This is a genomic window from Propioniciclava sp. MC1683, assembly GCF_014164675.1.
GTDB lineage: Bacteria > Actinomycetota > Actinomycetes > Propionibacteriales > Propionibacteriaceae > Propioniciclava.
Map to the genome: position 1 here is coordinate 20916 of NZ_JACJFX010000029.1, position 13816 is coordinate 34731.

Consider the following 13816-nt stretch of genomic DNA (forward strand, 5'->3'; position numbering starts at 1 on the left):
TCTGGTCGGCCTGCCCGCCGAGAACGCCGTCGCGGGTCGGTCAAGCTAGATCTGAAGGATGGCCGGCTAGGTGACCATACCTACTTTCCCGCTTGGGTCCCGAGCCGTTCGGCCGAGGCGCTAGCTAGTGGCCCGTGTTTGAAGTTGTCTGACGGTTGGCTTTCTTGAGGATGTCGTCGGCGGTCTTGGTCCACACGAAGGGGTGGCAGCGGTCGTTCCAGCCGGTGACGAAGGCGCGGATCTTGGCGTTGAGGTCTTTGACGGAGCCGAAGGTGCCGCGGTGGATGGCTTGGCGTTCGATGATCCCGAACCAGACTTCGACCAGGTTCAGCCACGATCCGGATGTCGGCGTGAAGTGCACCTGGATGCGCGGGTTCGCGGCGAGCCAGTCGCGGACCTCGACGCGTTTGTGGGCGGCGTAGTTGTCCATCACCAGGTTCAACTCGCCCTCGGGGTAGGCGCGGGCGACCTGCTTGAGGAACGCCAGGAACTCCTGGTGCCGGTGCCGGGGCTTGCAGGCGCCGGTCACCTTCCCGGTCGCGATCTCCAGGGCGGCGAACAAGGTGGTGGTGCCGTGCCGGCGATAGTCGTGGGTGCGCCGTTCGGGTTGCCCGGGCTGCCTGGGGAGCATCTTCTGGGTCCGGTCCAACGCCTGGATCTGCGACTTCTCATCGACACAGAGCACGATCGCGTCCTCCGGTGGCGCCAGGTACAGCCCGACCACATCGGTGACCTTCGCGACGAGTTCGGGGTCGGTGGAGAACTTGAACGTCTCCGAGCGCCACGGTTGCACCCCGTACTCCCGCCACGCAGACGCCACCGTGGCGTTCCCGATCCCCAAATGCTGCCCGAGCAGTCGGGACGACCAGTGCGTCACCCCGTACTTCTTCGGCGGCGGCTTCAGCGTGGGGGACTGTCCGATTAACGGTGGGCGGCAGCTGGCGTTTACTGGTTGTTCCCTGCCGGGTCGAGGCGACCCGGGAAGGTGATGGCGAACGCGTTCAGTGCCGGCTTCCACCGGTTCATCCATCGTTTCTTGGCGGTGCCGGTCGGGTCAAGGGAACGCGCCACGAGGTACAGACACTTCAGCGCGGCCTGATCGGTCGGGAAGTGACCACGGGCCCGCACAGCCCGCCGGAAACGGGCGTTCAGCGACTCGATCGCGTTCGTGGTGCAGATGACGCGGCGGATCTCGACGTCGTAGGCGAGGAAGGGGATGAACTCCTCCCAGGCTGAGCGCCACAGCCCGATCGCCGCCGGGTACTTCGACCCCCAGGTGTCGGCGAACTCGGCGAACCGGGCCTCGGCAGCGGCGGCGGTTGGGGCGGTGTAGACGGGCTTGATGTCACGGACGATCGCGTCCCAGTTCTGCCGGGCGGCGTACTTGAACGTGTTCCGCAGCAGATGGATCACGCACGTCTGCACCACCGTCTTGTCCCACACGGTGTTGACCGCCTCCGGCAGGCCCTTCAGACCGTCGCAGACCAGCATGAGCACATCGGCGACACCCCGGTTCTTCAGCTCGGTCAGGACAGCCAGCCAGTGCTTAGCGCCCTCGCCGCCGTTCCCGGCCCAGATCCCCAAAATGTCCCGCTCGCCGTTGGTTGTCACACCAATGGCTACGTAGAACGCCTTGTTGGTGACCTGTCCGTCGCGGACCTTGACGTGGATGGCGTCGATGAACACCACCGGATACACCGGGTCGAGGGGCCGGTTCTGCCACTCGACCATCTCGGCGATCACCTTGTCGGTGATCCGGCTGATGGTGTCCTTGCTCATCGACTGCCCATACACCTGCGCGAAGTGGTCGGCGATCTCCCCAGTCGTCAACCCCTTCGCCGACAGTGACAGCACCATCTCATCGACCCCGTTGAGCCGGCGTTGTCGTTTGCGGACCACCACCGGCTCGAACGTCCCGTCGCGGTCCCGGGGCACCTCCAGGGTGACCGGGCCCAGCTCGGTGTGCACCGTCTTGCCCCGGGTGCCATTGCGTTCGTTGCGGCCCTCGCTGTCGGCCTTCCCCGCCCGATCACCGTGCTCGTAGCCCAGGTGCTCGTCCAGCTCGACCTCCAACGCGGACTCCAGCACCTGCTTGGTCAACGCTGCCAGCGGGCTGCCCGGGCCGACCAGACTCACCCCCTCAGCACGGGCCTGCTCGATCAACTGCGCGGCCACCGAATCCGGGGCCACCTTCCTTGGATTCGTCACAGCTGTCATCGTGTCGCTCACGACACCCTGCCTTCCTCACCGGGCCTCCCCGGCGTGTCGGGCCAGACCGCCACCCACCGTTTCTCTGACAGTCCCCAGCGTGGAAGCGACGATCTTGCGGTGGTCGACGACCCGCGGCCGGCCACTGCGCTCCAGGTCATCCAGGCCCTTCAGGCCGTGCTCGGCGTACCGGTTGCGCCACTGCAAGACGGTCACCTTCGACACCCCGACCCGGGCGGCGATCCGCTCATTGGCCTCCCCGTCCGCAGCAGCCAGCACGATCCGGGCCCGTTGAGCCAACCCCGCTCGCACACTCGTCGAGCGCGTGATCCGAGCCAGTTCTTCTCGATCAGCCTCACGCAACGCCCATGCCGGGGCAGGACAATTCGCCATGCCTCATCACCCCAAGAACCCAACCGTTCATGAACTAACGACACGCTCCACTAGAACTCGGGTTCGTTCACTGTACTGCTAGGGCTTACGGATCCCGTATCCGCAGCAGCGGCGGCCTCTTCTTCAGCGATGCGCATAGCAACCACCATTTCGATTGGCAAGATCCCCGCGAAGGGGCGCGGTTGCTCCATGAGATAGTCGTTGGCGATGCGCGCTACCTGAACTCGGTCGGCACCGTTGCGAACGAGCGGGCAGAGGGCGGCATCGAAGATGCCGTATCGAAGTCGGCTCGGAGCGAGGCGGGCATGGGCCGCCTCACGAAGGTCGAGGTCATCGGCGAGTGCTGCGATGATCTCGAACGACCCTGTTAGCGCCCAAACCAGGAGGGTCTCGAGGTGCTTGGGTTTCACTGCTCTCCAAGCGTCGGGGTGATGTTGTTGTATCTCGACTTCGCTAGTGCCCGCAATCCATTCCGCCAAGGCCTCGCCCAGTGACCGGGGGTTCACGTCTCGAAGGTCTTGAAGTTCCTCGAGGGTCGCTATGCAAGCCTCTACAAGCCAGAGCAGCAGTCGCTGGTTGAAGCTCGGATCGGGCGGGATTGCACAGAGGGTTCGTACGATGGCGTCCAGATGTTGGGCGATGACGTCACGCAGCGCGAGGCATCCTTTCAACTTCAGACCTGAGCGGTAAACAGCCGCTCGGAGGGCCGCATCCGGCAGTCGCTGGCCAACGTGCGCTGCGTAGGTGGCGCCCCTTGTCAGCGTTGCGGCGTGATCAACTTGTGGAGAGGATGTGCTGAACCAGAAGGTTTGCTGGAGCGCATCCTCAAGGGATCTCCTGAGTTCTCCATCGACTGCCGCTGATTCTGCCAAGGCCTCAATGGAGATGGCGTCGATGATGTCCTTGTTGGTGGGAAGCATCTGCTCGGGCACCCGCCGTTGAAGTTCTTTAAGCGCCTTCGTGAGGGCGGTTTCTGTCGGCGGCAGGGCCTGACGCATCGCTCGCCGCCACTTTCGAGCTTGGTCGTGGTCTCTCGTCATGACGATTAGGCGTCCGCTGGTGAACTTGCCGGCCCGGCCCGCACGTCCCTCGAGGTTGCGCAGACGGGCGATATCGGGGACCCGTTCCGGGGTGTGCGGAGGATAGGCCGCGATGACCGTGCGGGCGGGGAAGTCGATCCCCTCCAGGAGAGTAGGGGTGCAGACGATGCATCTCAACAGACCACCGTGTCGCCGTGCCGCGGACTCAATGGCCTGCCGGACGTTCCTGTGGACATCAGCGTGATGGAGGCCGAAGCCGCTCCTGAGGGCAGCTGCCTCGGCTGGGTGCATCTGCTCGATGGAGTCAGCAAGTTCGGCGAGCGCCGCGGGCGGTGGACCGTGCTGGACCGTCGTAGTCGAGATCGTGTCTAGAAGGCCCTGTGCGTAGGACTTGTTCTCGGTGAAGACCACCACCAGCCCATCCGACGCGTACTTGTCCACGAGACCGGCAGTCTCGTGCCGTGTATGGCGAACCCACCCATCCTCCTTGGACTTCTCACTCGGCTTGAGCTGGAAAACCGGCGTGGGGTCGGCTCCTTCAGGCCACAGGTACGCCATGCGTGCGCGCGATGGCTCGGACCCCAAGGGGCCGCGAATATACACACTCCTCTCAAGCCAAGCGGGCCGCCAGTCCGACTCCAAAGCCTCGCCGTTCACCCAATCCGCTATGGCTTTGACGTCGGAGAACTGGCTCGCCAGCAGGACCACGCGGATGCCGCGCCGCAGGGCCTTGGCGATCAAGAGCTCCAGAGTGGCACCGCGGAAACCGCTGTCCACATGTTGTGCCTCATCGACGATGAGCAACTTGATGTCGTCGAGTGCAATGCCCCCATCACCGGTCATCGCTCGTCGCCAGTCCAGATCCAAGCGTTCCGGCGTCGTTACCGTCACCCCCGGACCATCTAGGACCGTTCCGGTCGAGGGCAGCTCGGTGTCGTAGTCGAGTCCCCCTTGCGAAGAACGAACGAAGACGTCGTCGGGCAGTCCGTCACGCAGGTCACGGTAAAGCTGGCCGACGAGGGCGCGTGTCGGCGCGAGCACGGCGATGACTCCGTCAGGGTGGCGGTCGATCGTGTCCGCGGTCACCAACTCCATCAGGGTGGTCTTGCCGGCGCTTGTGGGCATCTTGATGGCGATGGAACGCTGTGCTGGGTCCAATAGTCCACCACGCACTGCGTCGGCTTGGGACGGCCAAAGGGCATGGCGGCCGATCTGGCGCATTCGATCGACCACATGCCTCACCGCCGCACCCGTGGCCCCCCTGGCCGTGGTCATGGTCAGCGGGTGACGGTCAAGGCGGTGAACTAGTGCGGCCGCCACGTGCTGGGCCGCTCTGAGCAGGCCCTCGTCGATCGTGGTGGTTGCCTCGAGGACCTCTCGCACGCGCTGCGGAGGTTCCTGCAGGTCCAATACTCTACCGGCGGCTATGGCGAAGTCTGCGAGCGGGCGACCGTCGAGGGTTCCTCGCGCGCTTCCGAGCGCGCCGGTCAGAAGTTGCGCGAGACCTCGAACATCGGGGTCCGGCTCGGTTGCCGCCATCCTTGCGCGCGCTAGTCCAAGGCCGTCCTCGTCAGCGAGGTACCACAGGCTCGACTCAAGGATCGTGTGGAGCGGGGTGATCCCCGAGGTACTGGCGACGCGGGAGGCCATTTCGGGGCTGAGAAGACCTGAGATGCCTGGCCGGGCACCCGAAGTGAAGTACGTGGCGGCACCCCCGGTTAGATTGGCGTAGCTGAGCTTCGCCGCGGCTTCGAAGATGCCATTGACGGTCGTTTCGTAGTCCCTGACGGTGACGATATGGAGTTCCGAGACGGGGGGTGTGCTCGACCAGCGCGCCTCGATCTTCACCGTTGGCGTCCGGTCCTCAGGGACCACCGCGACTGCGTGCCGCAGGTGCGGCGGTAGGGGCGCTATAGGGTCGATGAGCCGCCCCAAGTGCTGTGCCGCGGTGAAGGCGAAATGTCGCTCGTAGTCGGGGTGGGCGTGCATAAGCTGGACGCCTGCCGCCCATGCCTCCATGCAATACTGCTCGGTCAATCCATTGATGCTCGACTCGATGGGGCCGAGTACCGCCGAGGGCGTTCCGACTTTACGCCACTTGGCCTCGACGATGACAGGTTCAACGTCCTCGCCTTGCGTGATGGTCAAACACATGCTGTCTGGCCCCTGCACTGTGGCCGCCGCCACAGGCTTGGCCAACTGGAGCTTGCTGAATGGAACGATCCGTCCCATGCGGGTGCTGTAGATGCCTTGAGCAATCATCTCGCCGAAGTCTCCCGTGCGAGTGGTGCCCTCCTCCGGGGGAATCTTGTCGCTGACTCTGGCAGCGGGGTATGCCAGACGCATGGCGTCTGTGACGTAGGCGCGGCCGACAGCAACGGCAAGGGCAGGAATGTCGGAGGAAGAGATACTGAATGCCCACCGGTAGACGGTGAGCTGCCCGTCGCATGCACTCTCGGGAGGAGCCGTCAGGCGGAGCTTGGCACCGAACTCAGTCGTCATAGCAGCGAGTTGGTCCTTGGACACCTGGTTGACCGTATGGGTTCGGGCATGTTTCTCCTGACTCGCTGACTCGCTGTTATGGTGCAACCTGCGGCATCAGCCCACACCGGGGACTCCAAACCTACGGGAACCTAGCGGCGCGCGCCCGTCAACGGGATGTCACGCGCAGAACGTCGCCTCTGTGGTGGATTGGGCAAGTGCGCTTCGGCGGAGGCTGCCTCGCCACTTCCTGACCGGTCCTACGCTGTCGTCTGGATAGGCGGAGCTTCCAGCCTCTCCACTTCAGCGATTAGCTCAGTGACAGCTTGGTAGCGCTGATCGAGGTCATTAGCGACGCACCTGTGAATGATGCTTCCCACCTCGTCGATGGCCGGCGGAAGTGACTCGCGGCCCGTGAAGATGTAGGCGAGGACGTGACCGATCGCGTACATCTCGTTCACGACCGTGTAGTCCCTGAAGCTGCCGAGCATGGGGTCACGGACCGTGCCCTTCATCTCTGTCTGGGTACGCGTGAACTCGCTCGTCTTGTCCTTCACAAGCCCGAAGTCCGACAGTTTGACAAGTACCGCGCCAGACCCGAAGACCTTTAGCAGGATATTCTGCAGGCTGATGTCTCGGTGGAGCAGATCCTGGCAGTGCAGGTAGTTGATGCCGTAGAGGAATTGGAGGGCGATGCGCTTCCGCGCCGCGAAGGAGATTGTGGCATTCTTCTTGGCGATGTACTCCCGCAGAGTGGTGTCGCAGTACTCCATGCGGTACTCATTACGGGCCTCGCTGTAGCGGTAGACCTCCACCACGTAGGGGAAGCTGAGCTTGCTGAGCACCTCAAATTCCTGCTTGAAGCGTCCGAGATCTCGCTCGTCCAGGTTCTTCTTGGCCCGCTTGATGGCAAACTTGATGCCGTAGTCGGGGTCGACGTAGGAATAGACGTTCGCGTAGGACCCGCTGCCCTCCATCTTCAGCTCAATCGTCTCTTGACGCTTCTGTAGCTTCACGCGGTTGGCGGCGTGGGTGAACACCGGCTCGTATACGATGACCTCGATGGGCCCGAATTCCTCCGGTACCGCACTGCCGCCGCTCGGCGAAAGCCACGGTCGACAGCTATCTAGCGCGTTCTGGTAGGAGTCGGCCAACTCGACCTCCACGCCTGCCCGCCTCAGAGTGTGCAGATCGGCTTCGACATCTTTGATCAGGGATAGGAGGTCCCTGCTGTTTTCGGCCCAGTAATGGTGCGTGGTCTCAGCTCTGCCGTTGATGTCGGTAAAGTGCTCGTTCAGCCGCTTGTGGAGGACTGCGAACATGTGACCCCACTCGGAATCCTCGTAGAGGCGATCAAAGGCTCTGGAAGAGGGTGACCCCTCGTACTTTTCTCGGAGATCGGCCAACATATAGTCCATCGGATTTCCCATCCACTCCCCTCACTCTCGTCTGACGGCTTCATACCAACACACACATCGGACCGCGCTTCTCTTCATCGATTCGGGTCAGAATCGGCACGGGCACGCCAAGACCGCTTTGGGACGATCGCGGGCTGCTCCTCCCGAGCATTACTACCATGGCCTGATCGGTGGAGGTACCGTTGTCTCGCTCACGACGGTACTTGGGTGAACCTATCCGGAACGGCGGTCGCGAGAACCGAATCAGCCACGTCCGCTTCTGCCTGTCAGTTCGTTGGCAGCACTTGTGGTGACGACGTGTCGTTGCCATGTTCGGGTGTTTCTTGGCTCTCCTTGCGAGTGCCCGCTTTCAGCGTCGCTGTCCATCGCGGAACCCCGGTCCATGCCGGCGGCGCCACTACGAGGCCTCTACCGGTCGACACCACGAGCGGGGGCAGGTGTCGGTAGGAGGTTGTCGGGATGGGTCAGGGCGCGATTGGGGCGGGTGGTGATGGTCTCGTGAACGCCGGCTGTCTCGGCATACGCGAGCCGCGTCTTCACTTGGTTGGCGTCGCGGAGCGCGTGTTGAGCGGTTCGTCGGGGGTCGCGGTTCCAAGCGTTCACCAGGTCGTGGAGGGCGGTACGGAGCAGGCTGGCGGGCAGGCCGAGGCGTTCGGCGACGTCCTGGGTGCCGGTCTCCCAGCGCGCGGGCTGACTCGCGGCGATGACGCGGAGTGCTTCGACCGCGGCCTCGTGCGGGGGGAGGTGGGCGAAGCGTTCGTCGACGAGGTGGTCGGCGAGCGGCCTCGCGCTGTTGAGCGCGTCGGCGAGGACGTCTGCGCGGCCGGTGGCCACGAGGTCGGCGGGGTCGGTGCCGTCGGGGAGTTCCGCGTGGCGGGGGTGGTGGCCGTAGGGGGTGAGGATCCAGTAGTCCCGTTCGGCGGCAACACGGCCGGCGAGGTCTCCGTCGGTGGCGACGATCGGCGCCCGGTGCCCGTGCTGGCGTAGTTGGGCGGCTTGGTCGTCGGTGAGGGAGGTGCCGAGGGGTGCGACGCCGACGTAGGTGCCGCCGGTGGCGAGGGTGACGGCGATTGCGTCCATCGGGCCTTCGACGATGACGGGGGTCACGTCGGGGGGAAGCGACCCGGTCGTGAAGAGTTGGTCGCCCTTGTGGAACAGCAACGTTTCGCCGGTGTTGAGGTACTTGGGGCCGGCGTGGTCGTCGTCGGTGCGTTGGGGGTGGCGGCGTCCGACGAACCCGAGAACGATGCCGTCGTGGCGGATCGGGAAGACCGCCCGGTCGCGGAAGCGGTCGATGAGTCGGCCGGTGGAGGCGGTGGTAGCGACCCCGGAGGCGAGCATTTCGGCGTCCGAAATCCCTTGGCGACGGAGGTGGGTGACGAGGGTGGTCCAGCCGGCGGGGGCGTAGCCGGGTTGCAGGTCGGGGTGGCCGGTGAGGTCGACGCCGAACCGTTCCGCGAGGTAGGGCTGGGCCCACGAGTCGGGGTAGCAGGCCTGGTAGTAGTCGGCGGTGAGCCGATTCACCTCGGCGAGGCGTTCGGGGGTGTGGGGGCTGTCGCGCCACGCGTCCGCGCGGGCGAGCATCTTCTCGAGGTCGTGGCTGGTGGGTTCGGGTACGCCGAGGGACTCCCGGATCATCGCCTCCCACGCCAGGCTCGGGCCCTCATCGTCAGCATCGGTGACGGACGCGACAGGCTCGATCGGGTCGACGGCCACGGTGGCGGCGAGTTCGTGCGGGTCGCCGATGAGGATCGGGTTGGTGGGCTGGTAGCCGTCCCACAGGTCGGCGGGGGGTTCGCCGTCGGGGTCCGGCACGCCTTCGTCCGAGCCGTCCGCGGCTGTGGGCGGGTGGGTGAGCATCGAGATTCGCCACACCAGAGCAAGGCACGCGTCGACCTGACCGTGCCCGGCCGGGGTGCTGGTGAGCAGGTCGCCGGGCATCCAGCCTTGGCGGATGCCGTGGTCGACGGCGGTGACGAGGGCGGGCCACCAGCGGCTGGCTTGGAGTCCGGCGGCCCGGTGAGCGCCCACGGTGTCGGCGAGGGATCCGGTCCACGCGGGGGTGAGGGGTTGGTCGGTGTCGAGGGCGCCGGTGACGGCGGGGGTGAGGTGGCGGGCGATCCGCCACCACAGGGCTGCGGCCGGGTGGTCGTCGGGCAGGTTCCCTTCGCTCGCCGCGGTGAGCAGCAGACGGCGGGCGTCCAGGCCGGACGCCGAGAGTTGCGCGAGGCGGCTGGCGAGCATGGGGGTGAAAGCATCGCCGGTGGTGTGGGGGGCCAGCTGGTGGAGGAGGGGTCCCCATTCCGCCATGGCGGGCTGGTGGTCGCCGGTGAGCCGGTGGTCGAGGTGGCGTTGCCAGCGGGCGGCTGCGGTGGGGAACTGCCGTTCGCCGGTGGGTCGGAGGTCGGTGTCCGGCACGTCCATGGCGGCCCGCCACACGGTGAGGTCGGCGATCGTCTGCCCGGTCGGCTGCCCGAGGCAGGACGCCAGCCACGCCGGTGTCCGGTTCTGGGGGGTGAGCGCTTGCTGGTGGACGGTGTCGGCAAGGTCGGCGACCAGGCGGGCCCGCGCTCCGAGGTAGGTGCCCCATTCGGGGTGTTCGCGGAGCCGGCTGGGGACGCTGGGCAGCCACGGCAGGGGGCCTGGGGTGGTGTTGCGGAGTCCGGTTGGGTCGAGGCGCCAGCCGAGGACGGCCGCGGGATCGGTGGCGCCGGTGAGGTCAGTTCTGGCGGCGACGGTGCGGAGTTCGGTGAGGGGGTCGTCGCCGTCGGCGGCGATCAGCAGCAGGTGGGCGCGGAGTGCTGGCCAGGCGTCGCACCACGGGACGCCGGGCAGGATCTGGTCGACCTGGCGTTCCAGGGCGCGGACGGCGAGGTCACCGGCGAGGTCTTCGGCGGCCACAGTGAGGGCGTCGGCGTACCGGGCGACGGCTTGTCCGAGCCGGAGCCGCGGGTCTTCGAGTTGCTGTTGCAGCGATGTGGCGGAGAAGGGGGCGGTGTCGCGGGCGAGGATCTGTTCGAGGATGTCGGTGGCGGTCGGCGGCCGGACTGTGTCGGGGTGGATCAGCGTGTGGGGGTCGCCGTCGCCGACGACCTGGAGGTAGACGTGGTTGGCGTGCCGGCCGCGGGTGAGCATCGTGTACAGCTGTTGGCGGCCTTCGGTGCCGGTGGCCACGCCGTGCATCGTGTCGACGGACACGCCTTGGGCGGTGTGCACGGTGGACGCGTAGCCGAGTTCCACCGACGCGGCCACATAGTCGGCAGGCAGCATCACGCTGAGGTGGCTGCGGGTGTGGAGGGCGCGGACGCTGCCGTTGGGTGTGATGGCGGTGATGGTCCAGCGGTCGCCGTTCTTCACCCAGTCGGTCGGGCTGACGCGGAGGCGGCGGTCGTTGGTGCGGGTGATGATCGTGTCGCCGACCGACGCGGACAGCCCGTCGGCGAGCTCCACCTCACGCTTGACGAGTTCGCCGGTGAGGCGGTGGGTGCGGGCGCGGGTGTTGAGTTCGGCGACGAGATCGCGGGTGGGGGCGAGCATGATCGTGTCCAAACCCTGCTGCCGGTCGGTCTGCCAGGCGTCGAACACCTGGTTGGTGATGGTGGCCAGATCACCGACATGGACCCGGCCGCGGTCGAGGTAGAAGCCGAGCGCCTCAGTCTGGCCGTCACGCAGGGCGAGCGAGGCGCCGCCTTCGGCGGGGTCGGCGAAGCGGACGAGTTCGTTCAGCCGGGCGGCACCATGGTGGGTGGCGATGTCCCGTAGGACGCCGCCGGCGCCGATCGCGGCCAGCTGTTGGTCGTCGCCGACCAGGCGGACGCTGCCCCCACGAGCCAGGATGTGGCCCACCGCCGCATCCAGGGAGAGGGTGTCGGCCATGCCGGCCTCGTCGATCACCACCAAGGTTTGGGGGCCGATCTGGGCAGCCCAGTCGGGCAGGTCATGGTGGTCGATGGACCAGGTGAGTTTGGCGAGCGTGTCGGTGTGCGTGTCGATCTGCGCCCCGAGCGCGGCCGCTGCCGCTGCGGACGGTGCGAGGCCCAACACGGTGCCGCCGGCTTCGGTCCACGCCGTCGCGAGGGCCCGCATCGCGGTGGTCTTCCCCGACCCCGCCGGTGCGATCGCGACCTGGACCCGGGCGCCGGAGCCGGCCATCGCCCGGACGAGGGCGACCTGCCCGGCGTTCAACTCGACCCCGTTCGCGGTGCTCTCCAGGAGGGCGACGGCAATTGTGGCCTCGTCCACGACCATCCCATCGCGCCGGGCGGCGGCAGCCACCAGGCGTTGCTCGGCGGCCAGGATCCGCGGCGACGTGAACAACTCCGCGCCCGCGACCGTGTACACCGACTGCCCATCCACCCGCTGCAGAGTTGCGGGTTCGCGGACGCCGTCGTCCGGCACCGCCAACCGCACCGAATGCTGGGCGAGCGACACGGCGACGAGACGGTCCACAGTCGCCTCCAGCAGGCTGCCGGGGACGTTCGCCGTCCGCGCGCGACGTTGCGCTTCGGCGCGCACATGCCAGGACTGCCACGTCGCCCGCGACCCCTCCACCGTCGCGACGATGGACGCCGCCGTGCTCGCGTACCACGCGTCGTCCAGAGCGGGGCCGGGTGCGCGGGTGGGGTGGAGGGCGGTGTGGATCATCCGGCGGACGCCGTCCGGGCCACCGAGGATCTGCTCCGCCTGGCTGCGCCAGCTGGCGCGTTGCTCGGCGAGCGTGCGGGGTTCGTGCTTGTCCTGCCTGGTCTCGAGGTTGGCCTGCTGCGCCAGCGCTAGGGTCTCGATCGCGGTCGGCGGACGCCCGTGCGCGGCCTGGAAGTCGGTGGCCAACTCCGCTTGTCGCTGCTCGATGGAGCGCCGGCGGGCTGACCAGCGCTGGTTCAGGCCGGGTCGACGCCGTCGATCTCCCGAACGGGCCGGCGTCCAGCACTGGTGGTCCGGTTGACGAACTGGACGCCCAACGCGTCCGCCAGATGCCGTTCCAGGGCGGTGTTGTAGGTCTCGGAGGCGGTCACCTTCGCCTTGAACAACACCCGGCCGTCGATCGACAGCCAGCGCCCATCCAACGTCTGCACCTTGTTCGCTACCGCCACATGGGTGTGCAGATCGGGGTCACCGGCGCGGGAATCACGGTGGGTGAACGCTGCGGCGACCAGCCCGCGGACGTTGACCTGCCGGACACCCTTCGCGCCGGTCCGGGTGAACAGGGCGTGGTCCTCGATCAGCTTCAGGGCGTCAGCGACGGCGGCGTGGTGGGCGCGTTCGATGATCGCCGCCGTGTGGGGGTCGGCGAGCGCCCACAGGGTCGACACGCTCTTGACCGGCGAGAAGGTCAGGTCGAAGCCGGCGATCGCCGTGGTCTGCGGGCGGGACAGCTTCGCGATCAGGCCGGCGAGCTCACGCGCGTCGACGGGGTCGCGGCCGTATTCGGCTTGGAAGAACTCCCGACCCACCTCGGTACGGATCCGGGCGCGCTCGTCGGCGGCGACCGCCGAGCGCGCGGGGGCCCCCTCCAACAAGTTCAAGGCGGCCAGCCGTTTGGCGACCTCAACCCGGAACGGCGACACGTCGTTCGCGTGGATCTTGAACGGCGACCCCAGCCGGGACACCGCAAGGTAGTCGGCCTCCGTGAGGCCCGGCCCCTGCAGGGCGTCCATCCGCTGCTGCGCCAACGGGTGCAGGCCAGCGCCGAACAAGTTCTGCATCTGCTCGGCGGTCACCACATCGCCGGCGTCCAAACCATCGATGCCCGCCATGCCGGAGCCCACCCACTGGCCGGGGGTTTCGCCGCGTTCGGTGTAGTAGGAGGCCAGTCCGAGGTGGCCCTTCTCGGTGGAGTCCTGCACGGCGACCTGCCGGGTCAGGTAGTCATACCCCGACCCGGCGGTGATCTTGTGCAAGCTCATCACACCCTCCAGAAGTGATTTCTGAGCCTCTCCAGGGACACTTCCGGCGAAATTGGTCCGACGAGTTCTGGGACAGTCCCGACCTGGGTGCACTAGGTGTGTGCGACATGAGGACATCGGGACATTGCTGGAGCACAGTTCGGAGGACCACGGGCTAGGGCGTGTCGCGTAACTGGTCTCGTAGGCAGATGATGGTGCTGGCCAGGACGAGGCCGGCGCGGTAGTTGCGAGCGAGTTTGTCGTAGCGGGTAGCGATGGCGCGGAACTCCTTGATCCGGTTGAAGAAGCGTTCCACCACGTTCCTGCCCTTGTAGATGGTGGGATCGAAGGCAGGTGGGCGACCGCCGCGGCTGCCCTTGGCCTTGCGACG

General features: G+C 66.7%; 7 protein-coding genes and 1 pseudogene. All 8 read right to left on the minus strand.

The features are described 5' to 3' along the window. Positions 1–124: 124 nt before the first annotated feature. Positions 125–985 (minus strand): annotated as a pseudogene (locus H5397_RS13965) (IS630 family transposase); the annotation flags it as partial. After that, entirely contained in the window at positions 946–2217 is a 1272-nt protein-coding gene (locus tag H5397_RS13970) for an IS256 family transposase (RefSeq protein WP_182818176.1), read from the minus strand. The pseudogene H5397_RS13965 and the gene H5397_RS13970, both read right to left, overlap by 40 nt. Before the next feature lie 27 nt (positions 2218–2244). After that, complete coding sequence (locus H5397_RS19200) at positions 2245–2601, minus strand: helix-turn-helix domain-containing protein (RefSeq protein ID WP_375539456.1); 357 nt, start codon at positions 2599–2601, stop codon at positions 2245–2247. Between the two features lie 50 nt (positions 2602–2651). After that, positions 2652–6167: a DEAD/DEAH box helicase gene (locus H5397_RS18930; protein ID WP_182818173.1), complete on the minus strand. Its 3516-nt coding sequence runs from the start codon at positions 6165–6167 to the stop codon at positions 2652–2654. Positions 6168–6382: 215 nt separating this feature from the next. Next, positions 6383–7531 carry a protein kinase family protein gene (locus tag H5397_RS13985; protein ID WP_255438934.1) on the minus strand — a complete coding sequence of 383 codons (1149 nt, stop codon included), beginning with the start codon at positions 7529–7531 and terminating at the stop codon, positions 6383–6385. A gap of 417 nt (positions 7532–7948) precedes the next feature. Further along, positions 7949–12370 carry an AAA family ATPase gene (locus H5397_RS13990; RefSeq protein ID WP_220492293.1) on the minus strand — a complete coding sequence of 1474 codons (4422 nt, stop codon included), beginning with the start codon at positions 12368–12370 and terminating at the stop codon, positions 7949–7951. Between the two features lie 50 nt (positions 12371–12420). Further along, positions 12421–13446, minus strand: coding sequence for a MobF family relaxase (mobF, locus tag H5397_RS17735; RefSeq protein WP_220492294.1), 1026 nt, complete (start codon positions 13444–13446; stop codon positions 12421–12423). A 154-nt stretch (positions 13447–13600) separates the two neighbouring features. Further along, positions 13601–13816: transposase (locus H5397_RS13995; RefSeq protein WP_182818175.1), on the minus strand; the 216-nt coding region annotated here is incomplete at its 5' end.